The sequence below is a fragment of the Microbulbifer mixtoriginis (SeqCode) genome (assembly GCF_052468275.1).
Genome location: NZ_CP174341.1, coordinates 2,165,386 through 2,185,063 on the forward strand (window position 1 = coordinate 2,165,386; position 19,678 = coordinate 2,185,063).

Sequence of the window (19,678 nt, forward strand, 5' to 3'; positions counted from 1 at the left end):
ACTTCAAAATCAATAAAAAGAATCTGGAAGAGTATTCTTTGCGCAAGGACTTCAGCCGGTTTCTATGAATCAGTTCCTCGCCCAGGTGGAGAAACGGGCATTCACCATGGCGAATTACGCTGTTGGCAATCGGGATGATGCACTGGATATCGTGCAGGATTCCATGTTGGCGTTGGTGAGGAAATATAGTGGCCGCGATCGGGCCGAGTGGCGGCCGTTGTTTTTCACTATTCTCAATAACCGGATTACCGATTGGCACCGGCGTAACAATAAGCTATCCCGCTGGCAACTATTTCGGGAAAAGCTACCGGCAAACAGCGATGAGCTAGATCCAGCGCCGCTGGAATGGGTCGATAGCCATAATCCCACCCCGGATAAGGTCCTTGCTGGCGAACGCCTATTGGAAGCCATCGATAGTGCTGTGGCCAAGTTGCCCCTGCGCCAACAGCAGGCCTTCCTGCTGCGCTGTGTCGAGGAATTCGATGTTGCCGAAACTGCGCGGGCAATGTCCTGCAGTCAGGGGAGTGTTAAGACCCATTTATCAAGAGCTATGCGCAGTTTGCGCAACCATCTAGAGGCATTCCAACTAGAGGCAACGCAATGAATAGTCGGCAAGAAAATCCAGTCGTGCAGAGTGATTCATTAAAGAAAGCTGCGCAGCATGCAGTTGTCCGGCGGGAGCGTGATATTGATACAGAGACTCTGTCGCGGCTTGCTGCAGCCAGACAACGCGCAGTGGCAGCAAAGAAATCGTATTATCGTGACTCTCCCGGCTGGCTAGTTTTCACTGGCGCTTGTGCATCATTGTTGTTATTGCTGTTTTGGCCTGTATCCAGCGAGCAGGCCGCTACCGAATTGCTGAGTGCCACTGACTGGTATTTATATGAGGAAATGGATGTCGAAATGGTTGAGGATATGGAGTTCTACCAGTGGTTGGCGGAAGAGTTGAATGGGCAATCCTCCTAGTGATGAAAAAGTCCTTTTTCCTAAGAAAAGTATCGCTAAAGGCCTTTTCTATACGGTGCTCTTTTTTGCAGCCCCGCTACCGGCGCAGGATCTGCAGCCACTGGATGAGGACTTCCTGATGTTTGTCGGGGAGTGGGCCGATGAGCAGGGAGATATACAAGCGCCGGAAGCGCTGGAGATGTTGTTACCCAAGCCGGAAAAACCAGCCATAACAGGCAGACCAAATACCGGGGGAGGGGAGACCCACGAGGAGCTGAGCGATGAGTGAGCGAAGAACCATATTGATTGGTTGGCTGGCCGCCGTGTATTTATCGCTCTTTGTGAATGTTTCTCAGGCACAGGATTGGCAGAGTCTCAGTGACAGTGAGCGCCGACTTTTACAGAATTTTGAGACGCGCTGGTCACAATTGAGTCAAGATCGACGGGAACAATTGTTACGCGGGGCCAGGCGTTGGAGTGAAATGAACCCCGAGCAGCGCCAAGAAGCGCGTCAACAGTATAAGCGCTGGCAGGATATACCCAGGGAGCGGCGCACCCAGTTGCGGGACTCTTATCGCCGCTTTATGGACCTACCAGAGGAGGAGCGTCAGCGTATTCGCGAGGCGCGCAAGCGCTTCCGTCAGATGCCTCCCCAGCAGCGTAAACAGTTGCGGGAACAATGGGAGAAGGATAAACGCGGCCGTGCGGAGAATCGGGAAAGGCGGAACCAGCGGGAACGGCGCCGCAGGGAGAGACAGGAGCGGCGGCAGCAGAGGCGAGAGGAAACGGAGAGAACCTGATATTTCTTACCACCTCAGGTGTAATTCAGCGTCTATTCAGATGAATTTGACTACTCTGGCTCCCGTTGATGAATAACGGGAGATCGATTGTGCAACTCTTCAAGCAGTTTATCGCTGGCGCGGCAGTCGCCGCGCTGGTGGCCTTGAGTGCTACCGCCAAAGCGGGCCCCAATGGTTATACAGACCCCTACGGTGCGGATAGCTACGACTTTGCCCGCGTCACCGAGGTTACTCCCGTTTACACCGATATTCAGGTCCGTAACCCGCGCACTTACTGCCGGGATGAGCAGGTGGCCTACCGGGAGCCCGCTTCTCCGGCGGGTACTGTGGTTGGCGGGCTGATCGGTGCCGCTGTTGGCAACAGCTTGGGACGTGGCGGTCATCACGGTCGCTATCACCACCATCACGGCCAACGGGCTGGTGCCACTGTTGCGGGCGCACTAGTGGGAGCGCTGGTGGGTAACCAGATCAGTCGGGCCAACGCCCCAACTTATTACGCCACGGAATCTCGTTGCCAGGTTGTCGACGAGTTCAGTACACAGCGGGAATTAGTCGGATACGATGTGCGCTATCGGTATAATGGTCAGGTTTATCTGACTCGTACAGATTACCACCCGGGCGAGAGAATCCGGGTTCGTGTCGCAGTCTCGCCGGCGCCTTGAGCCGGCGGAAGGCGGTCGAAATAGTAAAAGGTGGAAAACCAGGACATCCACAGGAGCCGCACAGTGAAATCGAGCCGCACTTTTATTCGGCATTTTCTTTTCCTTATCGTTTTGTTTCCCGGTCTATGTGCTGCCTCCTGGCAGGGTGGGCCGGCTCCGCAGAGGGAAAACTTCCGGCATGAGTTCCGCTGGGTACAGGACGGGGGTGTTTCCCGGGAAAAGGCCGCTTCGATTGTGAAACGGCGTTTTGGCGGCAAAATATTATCGGTCTCTGAAACCCGCAAACAGGGCCAGGTGGTCTACCGGGTAAAGGGGCTGTCCGATAAGAGTCAGGTCTATGTAGTTTTTGTGGACAAGAAGAGCGGCAGGATCTCCCGTTAATCACCCGCTACCACAGACTCGCAGTACAAGGGAAAGAATATGCGCGCACTATTAGTCGAAGATGAAGTTTTACTGCGCCAGCAGCTGGCAGAATCACTGCGCGGCGCTGGCTATACCGTAGATGAGGCGCCGGATGGAGAAGAGGCGCTCTACCTGGGGCGTGAATATCCTTACGATGTCGCGGTTATGGATCTGGGGCTGCCAAAAATGGATGGCATTCAGGTTATTCAGACACTGCGTGGCGAAGACAAGCATTTCCCTATCCTGATTCTCACCGCTCGCGGCCACTGGCAGGAGCGTGTGGCCGGCTTGGAAGCTGGTGGTGACGACTATCTGGTAAAGCCCTTCCACACCGAGGAGTTACTGGCGAGATTGAATGCGCTGGTTCGGCGCTCCGCCGGGTTTTCTTCACCCACGATCAAAGCGGGCCCGATATTGCTGGATACCAGCTCTCAGCGGGTCACAGTCAACGACACCGAGCTGGAGTTGACCTCTTTCGAATACAAGGTGCTCGAATACCTGATGCTGCACCCGGATGAAGTAGTCTCCAAGACCACCCTCACCGAACATATCTATGAACAGGACTGCGACCGGGATAGCAATGTGATCGAAGTGTTTATCGGGCGCCTGCGCAAGAAATTTGATGCGGCGGCACAGCTTAAGCCCATCGAAACCCTGCGTGGCCGCGGATACCGCTTTATGGCTCCCAGTTGACCCTGATTTGTAATGCGACTGTTTTCCTTTTGGCTGAATTCCCTAAAAGGCCGCCTGGCACTGGTTACCAGCCTGGTGCTGGTGGCATTTGTGCTGTTGATTTCCGGGGTGCTGGAGCACGCTTATCGCACCTCTTTGAATGAGGCCAAACAGCGCGAGCTGCAGCTTTATATCTACACCCTGCTGGCACTGGCGGAACCTGAAGGCGAGAGTCTGGTGCTGCCGCCCGAACTGCCCGAACAGCGCTTCAACCAGCCAGATTCCGGCCTGATTGGCGCAGTTTTGGATGGGCAAGGGCGGGTAATTTGGCGTTCTGAATCGGCCCTGGCAATGCCAGAGGTGGAATTTTCCCCGCTGCCGCAAGGGCAGCAGTCTTTTATGCGTATTTCCCTGCCAGGTGGCGATGCCAATTACAGCAGCTTCCGCCAGGGAGTGGCTTGGGGTCTGGAAAATGAGCACCCTTTTACCTTTGTGGTGCTGGAGGATGCGGCGCCGCTACAGGCACAGGTCGGGCAGTTCCGTTCGACCATCTGGCAGTGGCTGGGGGTGGCGGCGCTGTTGCTGGTCTTGGCTCAATGGCTGGTATTGCGCTGGGGATTTGCGCCGTTAAGCGCACTGGCGCAGGCCCTGCGCGATATGCAGCAGGGTGGCAGCGATCGCCTGGAGGGAAACTTCCCGCTGGAGTTGCGCCCGCTTACCGACAACCTGAACCTGTTGATTGAAAATGAGCGGCGTCAGCGTGAGAAGACCCGCCATACCTTGGCGGACCTGGCCCACAGTCTGAAAACGCCACTGGCGGTACTCAAAGGGTTGAGCCTGGAAAAGGACCCCGATGCCGCCGGAAAAACCCTTGCGGATCAAGTACAGCGTATGGACAGTATTATTAGCTACCAACTTCAGCGCGCGGTTGCCAGCTCTCCCAAGTCTATCCTGCGCGGTATTGCCGTGGCGCCACTTCTGGAAAAGATCCTGGATGCCCTGGAAAAAGTCTATCGCAGCAGGCCCTGTGAAGTGCGAAGGGAGTGTACTGAGAACGCTCTGTTCTATGGGGATGAGGGCGATTTGATGGAGCTGCTTGGCAACCTGCTCGATAATGCTTACAAGTACGGTGCCGGCCAGGTTCGAGTTGTTATTGAGAACCCCGAGGAGGGGCGTAAGCTCTCTATCCAGGTCGCTGATAATGGGCCCGGCCTAGATAGCGATAAATGGCGCGAAGTAACCCAGCGCGGAGTACGTGCCGACCAGCAGCAGCCTGGCCAGGGTATTGGCCTGGCTGTTGTGGTGGACATTGTTGAGAGTTACCAGGGGCAAATCAGCGCTGAATCTCTTCCCGAGGGGGGCACGGAAATTACTGTACTGCTGTAGTTGCTACGTGGCCCCTCCTGATCGTCACTCGCTAAAACCAATCGACTCGCATATCGAACGGCAGGTTATTGCCACTTTGCAGCAGGCTTATTTGCGGCTGGATATTGGGTAGTTCCCATTCAAAATAAAAGAGGGCGGTGTGCAACTTGCCACGGTAAAAATTGCCATCTTCCTCGCTGGTAGTTCCTTCCAGGGCATTCGCGGCGATAACCGCCTGTCGCAGCCAGATCCAGGCCACCATAATGCAGCCGAAAACATCCAGATAGAGAGTGGCATTACTGAGCCCGCGATCCACATCCTCCTGTAATTGCGTAAACAGGGCCATGCCCGTTTCGTCGAGCTTTTGCAGGGATTCCTCCAGGGTATCGGCCATGCTAATCAAGCTCTCTTTCTGCCGTGCTTCCAATACCGTTTTACGGATTTCTGTTTGTAACAGCTGGTAGGCCTGGAAATTTTTGCTGGGCACTTTGCGCGCGAGTAGATCGAGGGCGTGGATACCTTCAGTGCCCTCGTGAATGGCGTTCAGGCGATTGTCCCGATAAAGCTGTTCCAGGGGGAATTCCCGAATATAACCGGCGCCGCCGAGTACCTGGATGGCCAGTTCATTGGCTTTCAGGCAGTATTTGGAGGGCCAGGATTTCACTACCGGAGTAATTAGGTCTAACAGAGTGGCTGCCAGCTGGCTCTCTTCTTCCGTGGGTGCGCTGTGCTGGTCTTCATAAAGAGAAGTGGCGTACATACTTAAGCCCAGGCCACCCTCGGCATAGGCCTTTTGCATCAGCAGCATACGGCGAATGTCTGCATGTTGAATAATGGGTACTTGCTTGGCGCTGGGGTCCTGGTTGGAAGGCAGGCGTCCCTGGGGGCGGTCCTTGGCATACTGCAAGGAGTAGGCATAGCCCTGATAACCCAGAATAGAGGCCCCTGCGCCGACACTGATCCGAGCCTCATTCATCATCTGGAACATATATTTGAGCCCCTGATGAGGCTCACCGATCAGGTAGCCCACTGCGCCCTGATCCTCACCAAAACTCAATACTGTAGAGGTCGTGTTGCGAAAGCCCATTTTATGCAGTAATCCCGCCAGTTTTACATCGTTGGGCTGGGCTACCTGGCCGTTTTCATCAAGGAGCATTTTAGGTACTAAAAATAGGGATATTCCCTTAACGCCGGCGGGAGCACCCTTGATTTTTGCCAATACCAGATGAACGATATTTTCTGTCAGAGACTGGTCGCCGCCGGAGATATACATCTTTTGTCCGCGAATACGGTAGCTGCCATCTTCAGCCTGTTCGGCACTGGTGCGGATATCGGCCAGAGCTGAGCCCTGATCGGGCTCTGTGAGGGCCATAGTGCCGGCGAAGCGGCCATCGAGCATCTGCGGCAAAAACTGTGCCTTTAGGCTATCACTGGCAAAAGAGCGCAGTAGGTTGGCGGCGGCAATAGTCAGGAAGGGGTAGCAAGCGCTGGCAATATTTGCGGCACTAACATAGCCAAGGGCCGTGCTGATTATCGCTTTGGGCAGCTGCATACCGCCTTCATCAAAATTACAGTGCCCCGCGAGAAAACCGGCCTCCGAGAAGGCATCCCAAGATTGCTTGGTCTCTGCGATCATCTGTATTTTTTCGCCGTCAAAGTTGGGCTCATTGGCATCGCCCTTGGCATTGTGATTGGCGAAAAATTTTTCGGCAATAGTGCGTGCGGTTTTCAGTGTTGCATCGAAAACTTCCCTGGAATGCTCCTTGTAACGTGGTCGCTGTAGCAGCGCTTCGGTATCGAGAAATTCATAGAGTAGAAATTCGGTATCACGGTCGTTGAGCAATGAATTAGTCATGCTTACCTCATTATTTTTTTTATGGAGCAAATGTACATATTAGTCCGACTACAAAAATTTCAAATCCACTGCACTATTGCTGGAGATAGACTCTCGTGCCGTGCTGATCAAATATTTTTTTTGAGTGCTGGATAAATAAATGTCTAGTTGGCCACTGAATGGCAGATAAGTAAACGCTGAGGCTCAAAATTGGGCAATGACTTTTTGTGTGAATGCGCTTGGCGATATGGTGGTAGAAGGTCGTGGGCCATAGACTGGCAATGGTCTTTACAACTGCGGATAGCGCAAAAAAAGAAGGGTTAGTCGGTAGCGTTCTGGTAGGTGGGTGCAGACCCTTCGGTGGGGCGGGGGGTCACTTGTCGCCATAAACTGCGGGCGAGATCTGCGGGGTCTCGCTTGCAGCCCTGTGCTATCCAGGCAGCAATAGCTTGTGCGACATCTGGCCATTGGATACGTACAGATTTTGGCCCCTCCTGCAACCAGGTGTGAATACTATTGGCATCTATGGAGCGTACGATTTTCGCCAGCTTTAGTTGTTCCAGTGCTTGGGCATTGGCTTCCTGTTCAAATTGATAGGCCAGTGGTCGGCTTAGGATGGGTTTGCCTTGAGCCAGGGTCTCTGCCAGTAATTCAAAACCACTGTTACAGATTACTGCACGGGCATTGACCAAGTCCTGTTGGAATCCTAGTGTGGAAGGCGACTTTATCTGGATATTGTTTGCCGTGGGCAGATTTTCTGGCACACCGTAAACAATAAATTGCCGTTCTACTTTGGCCAGTTCCTCCAGCATGGGTATTGGGTGTTCAAAGGGCAGGTAGACCAGAATGTAATCTTCTGTGTCACTCACGGGTTTGGGTTGAGGGGGGACTATGGGCGGTAATATGGGGTTGCCAAAGTGATGCCAGTGCAAACCCAGGCTTTTTTTTGTGGGAGCAAAGATACGTAAAACGGTATGAAAAGGCCAGTTATACCTGGGCATGGGAATCGAGTGTAAAAAAGCGTATTGGTGACCGATACCCACACTGGGCTTTTTGCGCATTTTCGCCGCCCAGGCGGTGACAGGTTCATAGTCACTGATGATTAGGTCGTATTCGCTAACTGGCAGTTTGCGGACATCCTGGATTAATTGGCGCAATTTAGCCTGGGCAACCGTGGCCAAGCTTCTGAGGCGCCCCTCACTGTGGACAATGGTCATTCCCTCCCGCCACCAATAATCGCCAAACAATTCCATGCCAAACAGGTTTTCCTTTGGTCGACCTGAAAACAGCCATTGGATTTCAAGTTCTGGATATTGTTGCAATGCCTTTGCCAATGTGCGTGAACGGGCAATATGTCCATTGCCGGTGGCCTGTACGCCATAGAGTATTTTCATAAAAGAACGGCGCCAGTGGCTAATGCGACACATGAACCGAGAAGGGCACCGGCGAAAATATCAGAAGGGAAATGTACCCCCAGGCCTACACGGGCGGCGCCTACCCCGGTCGCCCAGATATAACCTAGTCCCCACATTGGGCTGACTTGTTGAGTCATAAATGTAATAAAAAGAAAGGCTGCAGAGGTATGTCCCGAGGGCAGGCTGAAACGGTCATGGGCGATAATAATCGGGCGCATACCGGGGATAGCCTGAGGTGGACGCCTGCGGCGGGTCGTATTTTTGATTGTCCAATAGAGAGAGCGCTCTACCGCCAAGCCAGAGCATGCGGCAATAAAAAGCTGAGTGGCGGCGTTGGAAATAATATAACTGAGGAGTACGGCGACGGTGAGCCAGCCATCTCCAGATTTGGATAGCCAAAGGTACCGTCTGCGTGAAGTGGGACGTGACGCCCGTTCCGTGAGATACAGAACCAGGGACACATCAATACTCTTCAAATTCATGGATAAGTCTCGCATGCCGCAAACTTAAAAATTGATTATTGCACGGAGTTGACCAAATGATGTCGTAATAGTGAAATCTCAAAATAGATGTTATTTACGCCTACATACCGCTTTTAAAAGCGTGGCAGAAAATTGATCCAGGATAGGTGAACAAGGCGCTAAGAAAGGAATGGCTGGAAAGAGAGTCGGAGCAGCTGTCCGCGGCTCCATGATTTGCCCTTAGAAAAAAGCAGAAAGGTTTTGAGAACAGTGGCTAGGCCGATTTGATTTCGATCGTTCCAGAGCCGTGTAGATTCTCCACCAGCTTATGGCCGCAGAGTTTTGATGGCGTGAAATAGCCCCCTTCGCTCTGATAGTCGAGAAGATATTGCATGATTGCCAGGGAACCAGAGACGGTAACATCGTAGCCGTTGGCGGTGGTGAGTCGGCCAACTTTACGCTCACCGCGACGGTCATTGCGCACTTCTCCCCAAACCCAGGTTTTCTGGCCGGCACGACGCTCTTCACTGGGGCCTCGAACAGACTTGCTCACTTTTGCTTTCAGCCAGTTTTGTAGCCACTGGGTACGAAGCAGCCAACGAAATCCATTCAGGCGCTTTAGCTTCTTTGCCCTTGCAGGGCTCATGGGGATGTAGGCCTCAATGTTTTGAATACCGGTTGAGTGGAAGGCAGTGGAGATATCGCCCCAGGGAATTGCGACAGCAAACTTTTCACCTCGGCCAAAATCGATGGTGCGGGTAAGCTGCCCATGGCCAATGGTTTCGATTTTGCCATTGCGCCGAATGGCGCCTCCCATTCCGAGGCTTTCGATAGAGGTCTTGGCTGTACCGGGGCTTAAACTCGACTCCGAGTCGAAGCCAAGCGCCAGGTGCGTGGCTGACGGCAGAGCCTTGTGTAATGCGGCAGCGAGGCAATCAGTAGGAATGACATCGAATCCCGCACCGGGGCAAAGTACGACTCCCTTGGCTTTGGCTTCATCATCAAGACGGTGTGCGGTCTCATAAACGGAAATTTCACCAGTGATATCCTGGTAGTGGGTACGGGTGTTGAGGCAGGCCCTCATCATGGATTCAGCGGTAGCAGAAAATGGACCGGCGCAGTGGATAACCAGATAAACGTCCCGCAAGCTGCGTTCCAAGACTTCCGTATTAGCCAAGTCGATGGCCATGGCCGGGAGAGTAAGGGCTTCTGCCAGAGGCTGTAATTTTTGAGCATTGCGACCAGCTAGAATGGGGCGATAACCCAGCGCTACAGCTTGGCGGGCAATCAGCTCACCAGTGTAACCATAGGCGCCATAGATCATAATATTCTTGTTGTTCACCGGTTTTCCTTGTGGGTTCGAGAGCGGGTTGTCCGAGAGGATCAAGCTTGTTTGTCGGGCGCCAAATTTTATCGATTAATATTGGCTTCTGTCTGACACGAGAGGTTATCCCTCTGGCATTAAATGGCGCAAGACAGGGATTGGAGACTGATTGGATTTATTTATTCTGGCGCTTTTTTTACGTGGGTGTTATCCATCATTTCGAAGGCTTTTTCGAGTTTAAAGCGGGGGAATGTTTTTCCATCCTCTGAGACTGTGTCGCTAAACATAGCGTAGGGCCTAGCCGAAACAATATAGTTTCCGTAGAGCGCGCGATAGATCACCAGGAGCTCTTCTGTTTCGCTATGGATAGCTGTGTGTAGGACTTCGTAAAGATTTCCTTTGTAGTGGCGATAAAGGCCGGGTTTCATCAACAAATACCAAGTTAACTCAAATGGTGTGGAGACAGCTGTAGCTGCTCAATTCGGCGGCCGTGGAGAATTGCCACACCGGAATAGCGGTGCTCTCCAGTGGAAGTAAATTCAAACTCATAACTGCGTTGCAGGCTGATCTGGCCTCGACGGTCACGTTTTAAGCGGATGCGTACCAGCACAACCGTATCGTCGAGAAGTTGCACTCCCAGTTGTTTGCAGTGATTGGCCGCAGCGCGCCTGACATGTTCTTTTGCTGCCATATTGGCCCAGATATACCAAGCCACGGAAGCTAATAGTAATAACCAAAGTAGATTGTCGGGTGAGTAGTACATTGTTCTACAGTTGCTATGATCGCGATCCGCAAGAATAACACTGAAGGAGAGGCGATGTCTGGCACCATAATGATCACCGGCTGTAATAGAGGCATAGGCCTGGAGTTGACTGCCCAGTTTGCCAAGGATGGATGGCGTGTATTCGCCTGTTGTAGAGATCTGAAAAAGGCCGATGAACTCAACGCCTTACAGGCTAAATACCCACTGATAGAGCCCATCCAGTTGGATGTAACCGACTATGAGCAAATGATTGCTCTCGGTAAGGCCTTGAAAGGGGAGCCTATCGATATCTTGCTCAATAATGCGGGATATTACGGCCCAAAAGGCACTGGTTTTGGCAAAGTGGACCGGGAAGAATGGCGCCGCGTATTGGAGTCCAACACCATTGCGCCATATATGATGGCGGAAACTTTTTGCGATAACGTAGCGGCCAGCGACTACAAGCTGATAGCCATGATGAGCAGCAAGGTGGGCAGTATCGCCGATAACCGCTCTGGGGGTGGTTATATTTATCGAAGCTCCAAAACAGCACTCAACCAGATCGTTAAAAGCTTGTCGATTGATCTCCATGATCGCGGAATCACAGTTATGGCCCTGCACCCGGGCTGGGTGAAAACTGCGATGGGAGGTCCCGGTGCCCTGATTTCAACGGCACAAAGTGTGGCTGCACTGAAGAAACTGCTTACGCAAGCGGGTCAGGGTAAGAGTGGACGATTTTATAATTATGATGGCAGTGAAATCCCCTGGTAATCCCCATATCTCCTCAATTGGCCTCTGTTGATCACCTACTAAGAAAACGCCCTTTGGGTAGGTAGAACCACTCCTTGAATTTGCCGCATGTTTGTACCGATTGCAAGATTGGGCAAGGATGCGGAAGAAGTCTGCTACCCGCAAATTCAAAAGACGCGAGAAAATACACTTAATGGAGGGATGACTATAGCTCCTCCACTTATTGTTATCAGTAGTCAGCGTGGCGTAGAAAGCATTTAGGCAAGGAATTACCAGTCATTAATGCGTGCAGTGGAGATTGAGAGGAAGTAATGAATAGCGTAACTGAAAGTCTCGAACATAGTAACGGGCAATCTCAGGAACGTCTTTTTACTGGGTTGCTGATTTTTCTGAGTGCCTCTTTGGCGATTGTGGCAGCCCAGCTTGTTGGTGTGCCCAGCTGGGTGTCGGCCCTGGGTGCTGTTACCTATTTTGCCAGAGGCGGCAGTTTGCGTTCCGGTGGCTATAACCTGGCCTGTGCAGTTACAGGGCTTGGGCTAGGATTGGCCGCAATTGTGGGAACTGCAGGGTGGCAACTGGAACAACCATGGTTAGCTTTACCTATGGCCTTATTATTATCGGCCATTGGGGCCTGGGCAATGGGTTTGGTTACTGGGGTTGGCAATATTATTAGTTATGGGATTGGTATCTTGATCGCTTTCACAGCTCAGCAACCGATCTCTTTAGATGGTTATTTCCTGCTTATTACTGCTGCTGTACTTGGCGCGATAGTCGCGGGGTTGGTTGATTTTATTTGGCCGGGAAAACTCTTTATCTCTGGATCGACGAAAAGCAAATAACTTGTGGCTGTTGAAGAAAGAGAGAGTACTCCGGACTCCCACTAAATCTGTGAAAGAATTGTTCTGAGGTATCGGTAATGTTGAAGAGCATCCTATTTACAGGAGCCTTTGTTTTTTTAACTGCACTGGCTTTCACTGAGCCCGAGGATTCCGGTCCTGAAGTAGAGTCTGAACTGGAATACCTTTTATATTAGGTTTAGTGAGTGTGAAGGATCTCTGAATTATCCGTCAGAGTTATCAGAAATAACCGTTAGAATGCACATGGGGGTGCAACATGGAAGCGACATATTGGCATGAGAAGTGGAAGAAAAATAATATAGCTTTCCACGAAGCCTCTGGTAATTCCTTACTGTCGGAGTTCTTTTCACAGCTTTCTCTCTCCAAAGGCGATAGAGTATTTGTTCCACTATGTGGCAAAACCCGTGATATCGCCTGGTTGCTTTCTGGAGGTTATCGAGTCGTTGGTGCCGAGCTGAGTGAAATGGCGGTAGAGCAACTATTTCAAGAGATGGATAAAACCCCAGAAGTCGAGCAAATTGCCAACCTTAAGCGCTATAAGGCCAGTAATATTGATATTTATGTAGGGGATATTTTCGACCTGGATAAGGAAATACTACAGGAAGTTGATGGTATCTATGATCGTGCCGCCTTGGTGGCGTTGCCACAAGACATTCGCCCAGGGTATGCCCAGCACCTGATGGCGATGACAAAAGTGGCCCCTCAATTACTGATATCTTTTGAGTATGAGCAGTCTGAGTTAGCGGGTCCCCCCTTCTCCATCAGCTCTCAGGAGATTTTTGAGCGTTACAATGCGGATTACCACCTGAAGATGCTGGCCTCCAGGGATGTGCCAGGTGGCTTAAAAGGGCTGGTACCAGCGAGGGAAGTGGCTTGGCTGCTTACCAGGCGCTAGTCGCTTAGGGCTCACGAGGGCACAATGATGGTTAGCTGGGTAAATCAGGCAATGCCATTGTGCCGGCAATAAGCGCTTCTTTTTTATGCTTGGGCCACCTCTTGATGGCGATTTCCAATTTCAGTGCAGAAGATTTATCCTGAGTTTTTACCTGATATTCAAGTGTGAGAGGCCCTTTACCGCGAAGGGCCTTGGCCGCTTTGGCCCCGCCACCACAGTGCTCGGCAAAGCGTCGTTGAATATCTTTAGTTATCCCCGTATAGAGGGTACCGCTGGAAGTGCGGATTAAATACAAAAACCAGGCATCCATTAAAATCTTGTCCGCAAGGGATTTTTCTCAGTTTCTTGTAGGTTAAAACGCATAGCTCAGTTAAAAAAGAGACTGCTGCTCGCCGGCTAGGGGTGGTGCATTAAATTGGCTGCTATCCAGGGATAGGCGCCGGTGATTTAACCCCAATTTCCTAATGGCGACAATAAACCGCTGCCGCAGTAACTGAGCGAAAACCCCTGTACCGGTTCTGCGTTGGGAAAAGTCACTTTGATAGTCCCGCCCACCGCGGCTCTGTTGTATCAGACTCATTACATGGTCGGCCCTTTGTGGGTAATGTAGTGATAGCCACTCACGGAAAAGTGGCGCCACCTCATGGGGTAGCCGCAGGAGGATATAGGCCGCCCTCTCGGCACCTGAATCCCGCCCGGCCTTCAAAATAGCTTCCAGCTCACAGTCATTAAGTGCGGGGATCATTGGAGCTGCAAGTACGGCCGTGGGTATCCCAGCCTTGCTCAATTGTTCGATAGTACACAGGCGGGCAGAAGGCCCCGCTGTGCGAGGTTCCAATTTCCTTTTTAAATCCCTCTCCAGAGTAGTCACACTAATTGCCACCTGAGCAAGGTTGTCCTGTGCCATCTCAGCCAAGATGGGAAGATCCCGTAAAATCAGCTGGCTCTTGGTGACAATGGTGACCGGTTGTCGAAACTCCTGCATTACTGTAAGCAATGCCTGGGTTATGCCTTTCTCTTTCTCTAGAGGCTGATATGGGTCTGTATTCGCGCCTAGTGCTATGGGACTACAGGTGTAGCTTGGTTTGCGCAGCGTCTGCTCCAACAATACGGGCGCGTTAGCCTTAAAAAAGATCTTGCTTTCGAAGTCGAGCCCTGGGGAAAGATCCATATAGGCATGAGCTGGTCTCGCGTAGCAATAGACACAACCATGCTCACAGCCACGGTAAGGATTGATAGACTGAGTAAAGGGGATGTCGGGCGATTGATTGGTGGCGATAATCGACTTGGCCTTCTCTTCAATGGCGGTAGTCAGTAGTCGCTCCAGAGGCTCAGCCTCGGTTTGCCAACCATCGCTTTCCCGTGTACTGATGTGCTCGGCAAAACGACCATTGATATTACTGGCGGCTCCGCGCCCTTTATGTAAGGGCTGAGGATTGTTTGATTCTATCTTTTTCATCGGAACTAGGGTGCTGTATGTTTGTACAGTTTACGGTTTTGGTTCAGTACAAAGCAATGGCCAATCAATCTTTGTAATTGTCTATCCGCGGCTACTTAGTCAGCTCACTCAGGAGATGGAATCTACGAATGGCTCAGGTCCAACCTTTCAGGATTGATATACAAGAATCTCAGCTGGCTGATATGCACCGAAGGATACGGGAGGCACGTTGGCCTGAGGCAGAAACCGTAGATGGATGGGCGCAGGGAATCCCTTTGAATTATCTTAAGGATTTCTGTGATTATTGGCTAAATGACTATGACTGGTATGCCACTCAGCAGAGGCTGAATCAATATGACCAGTTCATAACAACCATTCACGACCTGGAAATTCATCTAATTCATGTCAAAAGCAGTCATAGAAGCGCCACGCCAATCGTAATAACCCATGGTTGGCCCAGTTCTTTTGTGGAATTTCTCAAAGTGATAGGGCCCCTGACTGAGCCGACTCAATATGGGGGGAGTGCTGAGGAGGCTTTCCATGTGGTATGCCCATCGCTCCCTGGTTTCGCTTTTTCGGGTAAGCCTGTAACGACGGGGTGGGGTATCCCAAGAATTGCCGCTGCCTGGGATACCCTAATGCATCGCCTGGGGTATCAATCGTACTTGGCTCAAGGGGGAGATTGGGGCCGGTCGGTGACCACTGAAATTGGCATACAGAATCTGGGCGCGTGCAGGGCTATTCATATCAATAATCCCAAGGAAGAGCCAGCCGCTGAAGCCTTGCAGTGGCCCAGCGAGGAAGAGAAAGAGGCCCTGGCCGGAATACGATTCTTCAATTGTTGGGATTCCGGTTTTGCCAAGGAACAGAGTACCCGCCCTCAAACACTGGGGTATAGTCTTGCGGATTCTCCCATAGGACAGGCTGCCTGGATATTAGAGAAGTTTCATTTATGGAGCAATTGCCAGGGAACTTTGGAGAGTATTTTTACCAGGAATGAATTACTAGACAATATCATGCTTTATTGGCTGACAAATACAGCGGCCTCTTCTGCGCGACTATTTTGGGAAAGCTTCGATGCCCCCTATGGCCCCGATCAGGAAAAGGTAGTGCAATTGCCCACTGGAGTCAGTATTTATCCTGGAGAGATGGTAAGAATACCCCGCTCTTGGGCTGAGGGGCGTTATAAGAACATTTGTTATTGGAATCATTTGAAACGAGGAGGGCACTTTTCGGCTTTTGAACAGCCCGAATTATATGTCGAGGAAATAAGGGCCTGGAAGAGAAGCTTGCAGTAGAAGCTGGTAACTTCTCCCCATTAAGATAGCCCTCACCCTTCAAGGCGAGAGCCGGCCCCCCATAAAGTTCTCATCCATTGATAAGAGCCTCAGTGTTACGCAGACAGAAACTGGCATAACCTGGCCATATCAGAAATTGTTAGAATTTCTCTACTAATTGGCTATAGATTATTTGTTCCGTCTCCAATGCGTAAGGGTTTTATTGAGCTTAATGAATCTTATTTCCGAGATATCAATTATTCTGGGGCCAATTTGGGATTACGAGACACTTTCGGTCTCGGGGTTATATTTAGGTGGCATGGTTAGTCCGGGCCGCTCATCATCCCAAATCATATTGACTATTTTCCATGAATGCCCATCGTGATAAAGCTGAATGCTGTTTATCCCCCGCTTGATAAACTGGGTTTTATCACTATCTCTCCAGGCTTCGTAACTACTGAATGCGTGAGCGATATTGCCGAAAGACTCAATAATATTGTGAATTTCTACCTCATAAAAAGCGGCATCTCCAACCACCCTCTGAAAATTTTCAGGGTAATCCTGGATATTCATGACCAGCGCCTGGGGATTACCTTCACCATCTAAAGAGGTTCGAATGACTTTAGCGTAAGGTGTGAATAGCGATAATTGTTTTTTCCAGTCGCGCTTGAATCCTTCTGGGCCAGAAATCACTTGATACAATTCTGTAAGAAGCACTCTGATTTCACTATGAGATCTCATTTCTAAATCCCTCTAGGTTTTTTAGGGGCTACTACTGTTTTATTGTTTAACTTTTACCTGTAAAACATTTTGTATTACTTTCTGGCTCGGAAGGGAGCCAGGATAAGATTTTCCACCCTTCTTCAGTCTTGGCCAATGTATAAGTGCTGCATTGATGATCCAGAACCTGTCTTTCTGAGCTGTAGCGTTTAAGCAGTATTGTTGTAACTGACATATTCTCATTCTGAAAGAAAGACTTAAACTCAAGGATCTCAGAATTTTTATAACCTCGCTTGGCTAGACCATCACGTATTTTAGATAGTACTTCTTCTACTTGTGCTGAATCTTGTGGGGTTAAAATGTGTGGGCCAAAGATAAAGTGAGGTGATTCTGTGAAGAAGTGAGATGCGGAGCCTTTTATGTTGTTCGAAGAAAATTCATTAATGAAGCCTGTGATATGTTCTTCGACTGTGGGCTCTGCGAGTGATTGAAAGCTGGTACACATGAGCAAGATTGCTAGGAGAATAATTCTTTTCAACTTGATTTCCTTTAGTTAAGTTGGGGTAACTCTCTTAGGGTTCGCCATTCTCAGTAGCGCTTATTTATCTTGATTGCGTCCCAATAACAATCATTCTTTTAAGATGATAAATTAAATAATATTCGAGTGTAAATATGTCCTTGTTCTTAGCGATGTTTGGGTTTTCGCTCACTATGTCGATTACGCCAGGGCCTGTAAACATGGTAATCGTCTCATCTGGAGTGCAGTATGGTTTTGCTCGTACCATTCCATTTGTATCTGGGGCGACAATAGGATTTACCTTACTGCTTGCCATGATCGGCTTTGGACTTTACCAGGTACTGGAGCGTTATCCACAGGTGTTGCAGTATCTTGCTATCGCTGGATCACTCTATGTCATCTATCTAGGGTACAAGGTTGCCAGCGGGCCCACGGAAGAGATAGCTGTTGCTGAACGTACCCTGCCGCGCTTCCATGAGGGGTTTCTTCTGCAATGGTTAAATCCAAAGGCATGGATTGCCTGTGTATCTGGTGTTGCCTTGTTTTCAAGCCCTCAGAGTAACAGTTTATTTTATTTTGTGGGGATTTATTTTTTTGTCTGTTATTTGTCGTTAACCGCCTGGGCTCTTATGGGGGATAGAATCAGGCTGGTGTTAGGGACTGAAGTGAGAATTAAAATATTTAATAGAGTGATGGGGGCATTGTTAGCAACTTCCGCAATCTATCTACTATACAGTCAATTTCTTGAAAAATAGCGCCTTACAGCTAAGGTGCTTGGCTTGACTGGTGAGCCGGATCTCTTGCGACCATATCGTTACATATATTCATTGATTGTGGTTTCTAACCCTGTGAGATTGATGCTCGCAATGACATAGGGAAGCCGGGATGGGATATTGATTTATGATTAAGCCTTATATTATTTCTTTTCTATACTAATTGGCAGTAACCTCCCTTTAGGGGCGAGACTGCTATGAAAAAAACAAAACCTTTTCGTAAGCTTGGGGCTCAAGAATCACTTTTCATGGAGTTGGCCGAAAAGTCTAATGGTGCGGTACAGCTGCTTGTCTTCTTTAGGGCTTGTAAGCCCTTAGGCGTTGAAAGGCTATTAAAGGGGATGAAGTACTTACATAACCTGCACCCTATGCTGCGTTCTCGTATAGAAAAAATGGCTTATGCGCATTGGTTTTGTGATGTGGATTTTGAAGATATTCCTATTGAGATTCATAAAAATACACCCTCTATATGTTATCAAGTAGAGTTTAAGCGCTTGGCAATAAAAAAAATTGAATTAGATAAGTATAGCTATCGTTTGAACGTTTACCTTGACAAAAATGATAATGTAATTTGGGTTGCTTTCATTGTAAGTCATGCAGCTATTGATGGGCGTTCAGTATTGATCTTGATTCGTGATCTGGATAGGTACTTGAGAGGGCATGAAAGAAATAAAACTTCTGCTTCCATAATGGACAAATCAGTGGTGGAATATGTTTACTCAAGGAAAAATATTAAAAGATCACAGCTGACTGAAAGAATTAATGATTGCGCGCCCCTAAAATGGCCAGTAGAGAAAGCAGTAGCGGCCACATATCGAAGAGGATGTTCTGTTTATCAAGTTCTTCCCAAAAAAAATTATGACCGCTTGCATCTACTTTTTCGGCAGAAAAACATTCAGGCTACATCGATCTATAGTGCTGTTGCTATTCTGGCTGCACGCTCACTTCCAAGCTTCCAGCCCAAGGTGGAATTGATGTTACCTATAAACGCTCAACAATTATGTAAACCTCTTATAGATAAAGAGGTTGTGGGTGAGTGTACAACTACGATAACTTTATCTTTATCCCCAGAGGATACCAGCCTTGATCTGCTTAGCCTTGCGCGCTTGATTCAAAAAAAAGTCTTTTTTCAATTAAAAAGTGGAATTTTTTATGAGTCGCCAATAGAGCCTAATTTCATCCCCAGTGAAATCGAAAACCTGGCCAAAAGTGCTGCCTCCCCAAAAAATCACTTCTCTTCAGGAATTTGTGTTTCTAATATGGGGGATGTGCATGAGATCACAGGTCCACTGAAGTTCTTCGATTTTGGCCTAGTTATGACGGTTCAGAATCATGGAGCACATCCCATAATGCTGGTTACCTATACACTAAATGAGCAGGAGTTTTTTGTTTTTGGCTATTGCGAGCCGCTTGTTAGTAGTGGTAGTGCCCTTAAATATGTGAAAACTTACATGGAATTAATTACCGATTTTTCCAATGGTTATGCTGTTGAATAAAGCTGCTTTAAAAGTATAGCAGTTCTTCCTAAGTTTATAGTTAATAGATGCATTCCTGAATCCCCCAGTTTTTCACTCTCATTTGAGTTGTTTCCAGAGTATAAGGTTTCTCAAGTTTGCGGTGATTGCCGACAGTAGAGGTTAGATAGGCTATTGATTGTAGATGAATAGATTTAAGGGTTTACAGGTATATTGACTGCACCTTGGATATCGGTCTCTTTTTGTTTAAAGAATTTTAAATGAAAATACGTTTTGGTGTGTCGATATTAAGTAATCTATTTACTTTTTCTATACTAATTGAATAGTCATCTTAACTTGTGATTTACATCTGTG

Annotated in this window: 24 protein-coding genes; 14 read left to right on the plus strand and 10 right to left on the minus strand. The window is 49.3% G+C overall.

What is annotated here, in order from left to right; all coding sequences use genetic code 11:
* Positions 1–64 precede the first annotated feature (64 nt).
* From ACJJIC_RS09475 to ACJJIC_RS09510, 8 genes are all read left to right on the plus strand, one after another.
* Positions 65–604 (plus strand): RNA polymerase sigma factor, encoded by a 540-nt coding sequence (locus tag ACJJIC_RS09475; RefSeq protein WP_252085185.1) that lies wholly within the window; start codon positions 65–67, stop codon positions 602–604.
* A complete protein-coding gene (locus tag ACJJIC_RS09480; protein WP_444885591.1) occupies positions 601–966 on the plus strand; it encodes a hypothetical protein in 366 nt (121 codons plus the stop codon). The genes ACJJIC_RS09475 and ACJJIC_RS09480 overlap by 4 nt, the downstream gene beginning before the upstream one ends.
* Positions 950–1,234 (plus strand): hypothetical protein, encoded by a 285-nt coding sequence (locus tag ACJJIC_RS09485; RefSeq protein ID WP_444910135.1) that lies wholly within the window; start codon positions 950–952, stop codon positions 1,232–1,234. Before ACJJIC_RS09480 ends, ACJJIC_RS09485 begins: the two co-directional genes overlap by 17 nt.
* Complete coding sequence (locus ACJJIC_RS09490; protein WP_444910134.1) at positions 1,227–1,745, plus strand: DUF3106 domain-containing protein; 519 nt, start codon at positions 1,227–1,229, stop codon at positions 1,743–1,745. Before ACJJIC_RS09485 ends, ACJJIC_RS09490 begins: the two co-directional genes overlap by 8 nt.
* Positions 1,746–1,834: 89 nt before the next feature.
* Positions 1,835–2,407, plus strand: coding sequence for a glycine zipper 2TM domain-containing protein (locus ACJJIC_RS09495; RefSeq protein WP_444888455.1), 573 nt, complete (start codon positions 1,835–1,837; stop codon positions 2,405–2,407).
* A 63-nt stretch (positions 2,408–2,470) separates the two neighbouring features.
* Positions 2,471–2,788, plus strand: a complete 318-nt coding sequence (locus ACJJIC_RS09500; RefSeq protein ID WP_252085190.1) for a PepSY domain-containing protein — start codon at positions 2,471–2,473, stop codon at positions 2,786–2,788.
* A 39-nt stretch (positions 2,789–2,827) separates the two neighbouring features.
* Positions 2,828–3,502 carry a response regulator transcription factor gene (locus ACJJIC_RS09505; RefSeq protein WP_252085191.1) on the plus strand — a complete coding sequence of 225 codons (675 nt, stop codon included), beginning with the start codon at positions 2,828–2,830 and terminating at the stop codon, positions 3,500–3,502.
* Between the two features lie 12 nt (positions 3,503–3,514).
* A complete protein-coding gene (locus ACJJIC_RS09510) occupies positions 3,515–4,867 on the plus strand; it encodes an ATP-binding protein (protein WP_444910133.1) in 1,353 nt (450 codons plus the stop codon).
* 31 nt (positions 4,868–4,898) lie between these two features.
* On the opposite strand, the gene ACJJIC_RS09515 is transcribed toward ACJJIC_RS09510, so the two are convergent.
* The 6 genes from ACJJIC_RS09515 to ACJJIC_RS09540 all read right to left on the minus strand — a co-directional run bounded on the left by ACJJIC_RS09515 (position 4,899) and on the right by ACJJIC_RS09540 (position 10,643).
* Positions 4,899–6,701, minus strand: a complete 1,803-nt coding sequence (locus ACJJIC_RS09515) for an acyl-CoA dehydrogenase (RefSeq protein ID WP_444924560.1) — start codon at positions 6,699–6,701, stop codon at positions 4,899–4,901.
* Between the two features lie 299 nt (positions 6,702–7,000).
* Positions 7,001–8,074 (minus strand): MJ1255/VC2487 family glycosyltransferase, encoded by a 1,074-nt coding sequence (locus tag ACJJIC_RS09520; RefSeq protein ID WP_444910131.1) that lies wholly within the window; start codon positions 8,072–8,074, stop codon positions 7,001–7,003.
* Entirely contained in the window at positions 8,071–8,577 is a 507-nt protein-coding gene (locus ACJJIC_RS09525; RefSeq protein ID WP_444888459.1) for a phosphatase PAP2 family protein, read from the minus strand. The genes ACJJIC_RS09520 and ACJJIC_RS09525 overlap by 4 nt, the downstream gene beginning before the upstream one ends.
* Before the next feature lie 253 nt (positions 8,578–8,830).
* The gene (locus ACJJIC_RS09530; RefSeq protein ID WP_445356815.1) at positions 8,831–9,898 is read right to left on the minus strand and encodes a saccharopine dehydrogenase family protein; all 1,068 of its coding nucleotides are present in this window, start codon (positions 9,896–9,898) and stop codon (positions 8,831–8,833) included.
* A 161-nt stretch (positions 9,899–10,059) separates the two neighbouring features.
* On the minus strand, positions 10,060–10,308 hold the full coding sequence (locus ACJJIC_RS09535; protein ID WP_252085197.1) for a DUF1653 domain-containing protein: 249 nt from the start codon (positions 10,306–10,308) through the stop codon (positions 10,060–10,062).
* 14 nt (positions 10,309–10,322) lie between these two features.
* Positions 10,323–10,643, minus strand: a complete 321-nt coding sequence (locus ACJJIC_RS09540) for a DUF3301 domain-containing protein (RefSeq protein WP_444910129.1) — start codon at positions 10,641–10,643, stop codon at positions 10,323–10,325.
* A gap of 54 nt (positions 10,644–10,697) precedes the next feature.
* On the opposite strand from ACJJIC_RS09540, the gene ACJJIC_RS09545 reads away from it, so the two are divergent.
* The 3 genes from ACJJIC_RS09545 (at position 10,698) to tmpT (ending at position 13,124) form a co-directional block, all read left to right on the plus strand.
* Positions 10,698–11,393, plus strand: a complete 696-nt coding sequence (locus ACJJIC_RS09545) for an SDR family oxidoreductase (RefSeq protein ID WP_252085199.1) — start codon at positions 10,698–10,700, stop codon at positions 11,391–11,393.
* Positions 11,394–11,683: 290 nt separating this feature from the next.
* Positions 11,684–12,211, plus strand: a complete 528-nt coding sequence (locus ACJJIC_RS09550; RefSeq protein WP_444910127.1) for a DUF1097 domain-containing protein — start codon at positions 11,684–11,686, stop codon at positions 12,209–12,211.
* Between the two features lie 274 nt (positions 12,212–12,485).
* Positions 12,486–13,124: a thiopurine S-methyltransferase gene (gene tmpT, locus ACJJIC_RS09555; RefSeq protein ID WP_444910126.1), complete on the plus strand. Its 639-nt coding sequence runs from the start codon at positions 12,486–12,488 to the stop codon at positions 13,122–13,124.
* 31 nt (positions 13,125–13,155) lie between these two features.
* Here the strand turns inward: tmpT and ACJJIC_RS09560 are convergent, their stop codons facing one another.
* Entirely contained in the window at positions 13,156–13,434 is a 279-nt protein-coding gene (locus ACJJIC_RS09560) for a GIY-YIG nuclease family protein (protein ID WP_444885578.1), read from the minus strand.
* 60 nt (positions 13,435–13,494) lie between these two features.
* A complete protein-coding gene (locus tag ACJJIC_RS09565) occupies positions 13,495–14,583 on the minus strand; it encodes a PA0069 family radical SAM protein (protein ID WP_445356816.1) in 1,089 nt (362 codons plus the stop codon).
* Between the two features lie 128 nt (positions 14,584–14,711).
* Between ACJJIC_RS09565 and ACJJIC_RS09570 the strand changes: the two genes are divergently transcribed.
* Positions 14,712–15,860 (plus strand): epoxide hydrolase family protein, encoded by a 1,149-nt coding sequence (locus tag ACJJIC_RS09570; protein ID WP_445356817.1) that lies wholly within the window; start codon positions 14,712–14,714, stop codon positions 15,858–15,860.
* Between the two features lie 258 nt (positions 15,861–16,118).
* Here the strand turns inward: ACJJIC_RS09570 and ACJJIC_RS09575 are convergent, their stop codons facing one another.
* Together ACJJIC_RS09575 and ACJJIC_RS09580 are read right to left on the minus strand one after the other, a co-directional pair.
* Positions 16,119–16,580, minus strand: a complete 462-nt coding sequence (locus ACJJIC_RS09575; RefSeq protein ID WP_444898689.1) for a hypothetical protein — start codon at positions 16,578–16,580, stop codon at positions 16,119–16,121.
* A 46-nt stretch (positions 16,581–16,626) separates the two neighbouring features.
* Positions 16,627–17,097, minus strand: coding sequence for a DUF6841 family protein (locus ACJJIC_RS09580; RefSeq protein WP_444910123.1), 471 nt, complete (start codon positions 17,095–17,097; stop codon positions 16,627–16,629).
* Between the two features lie 134 nt (positions 17,098–17,231).
* Between ACJJIC_RS09580 and ACJJIC_RS09585 the strand changes: the two genes are divergently transcribed.
* Together ACJJIC_RS09585 and ACJJIC_RS09590 are read left to right on the plus strand one after the other, a co-directional pair.
* Positions 17,232–17,831 carry a LysE family translocator gene (locus ACJJIC_RS09585; protein WP_444910122.1) on the plus strand — a complete coding sequence of 200 codons (600 nt, stop codon included), beginning with the start codon at positions 17,232–17,234 and terminating at the stop codon, positions 17,829–17,831.
* 215 nt (positions 17,832–18,046) lie between these two features.
* Entirely contained in the window at positions 18,047–19,345 is a 1,299-nt protein-coding gene (locus ACJJIC_RS09590) for a condensation domain-containing protein (RefSeq protein ID WP_445356818.1), read from the plus strand.
* The last annotated feature ends 333 nt before the right edge of the window (positions 19,346–19,678 follow it).

Bases quoted from the DNA above. Each gene is read 5' to 3' on its own strand.
- ACJJIC_RS09505 (WP_252085191.1), top strand. From the start codon at position 2,828: ATGCGCGCACTATTAGTCGAAGATGAAGTTTTACTGCGCCAGCAGCTG.
- ACJJIC_RS09490 (WP_444910134.1), top strand. From the start codon at position 1,227: ATGAGTGAGCGAAGAACCATATTGATTGGTTGGCTGGCCGCCGTGTAT.
- tmpT (WP_444910126.1), top strand. From the start codon at position 12,486: ATGGAAGCGACATATTGGCATGAGAAGTGGAAGAAAAATAATATAGCT.
- ACJJIC_RS09515 (WP_444924560.1), bottom strand. From the start codon at position 6,701: ATGACTAATTCATTGCTCAACGACCGTGATACCGAATTTCTACTCTAT.
- ACJJIC_RS09485 (WP_444910135.1), top strand. From the start codon at position 950: ATGGGCAATCCTCCTAGTGATGAAAAAGTCCTTTTTCCTAAGAAAAGT.
- ACJJIC_RS09560 (WP_444885578.1), bottom strand. From the start codon at position 13,434: ATGGATGCCTGGTTTTTGTATTTAATCCGCACTTCCAGCGGTACCCTC.
- ACJJIC_RS09480 (WP_444885591.1), top strand. From the start codon at position 601: ATGAATAGTCGGCAAGAAAATCCAGTCGTGCAGAGTGATTCATTAAAG.
- ACJJIC_RS09535 (WP_252085197.1), bottom strand. From the start codon at position 10,308: ATGAAACCCGGCCTTTATCGCCACTACAAAGGAAATCTTTACGAAGTC.
- ACJJIC_RS09520 (WP_444910131.1), bottom strand. From the start codon at position 8,074: ATGAAAATACTCTATGGCGTACAGGCCACCGGCAATGGACATATTGCC.
- ACJJIC_RS09540 (WP_444910129.1), bottom strand. From the start codon at position 10,643: ATGTACTACTCACCCGACAATCTACTTTGGTTATTACTATTAGCTTCC.
- ACJJIC_RS09585 (WP_444910122.1), top strand. From the start codon at position 17,232: ATGTCCTTGTTCTTAGCGATGTTTGGGTTTTCGCTCACTATGTCGATT.
- ACJJIC_RS09590 (WP_445356818.1), top strand. From the start codon at position 18,047: ATGAAAAAAACAAAACCTTTTCGTAAGCTTGGGGCTCAAGAATCACTT.
- ACJJIC_RS09510 (WP_444910133.1), top strand. From the start codon at position 3,515: ATGCGACTGTTTTCCTTTTGGCTGAATTCCCTAAAAGGCCGCCTGGCA.
- ACJJIC_RS09475 (WP_252085185.1), top strand. From the start codon at position 65: ATGAATCAGTTCCTCGCCCAGGTGGAGAAACGGGCATTCACCATGGCG.
- ACJJIC_RS09550 (WP_444910127.1), top strand. From the start codon at position 11,684: ATGAATAGCGTAACTGAAAGTCTCGAACATAGTAACGGGCAATCTCAG.
- ACJJIC_RS09570 (WP_445356817.1), top strand. From the start codon at position 14,712: ATGGCTCAGGTCCAACCTTTCAGGATTGATATACAAGAATCTCAGCTG.
- ACJJIC_RS09545 (WP_252085199.1), top strand. From the start codon at position 10,698: ATGTCTGGCACCATAATGATCACCGGCTGTAATAGAGGCATAGGCCTG.
- ACJJIC_RS09565 (WP_445356816.1), bottom strand. From the start codon at position 14,583: ATGAAAAAGATAGAATCAAACAATCCTCAGCCCTTACATAAAGGGCGC.
- ACJJIC_RS09575 (WP_444898689.1), bottom strand. From the start codon at position 16,580: ATGAGATCTCATAGTGAAATCAGAGTGCTTCTTACAGAATTGTATCAA.
- ACJJIC_RS09525 (WP_444888459.1), bottom strand. From the start codon at position 8,577: ATGAATTTGAAGAGTATTGATGTGTCCCTGGTTCTGTATCTCACGGAA.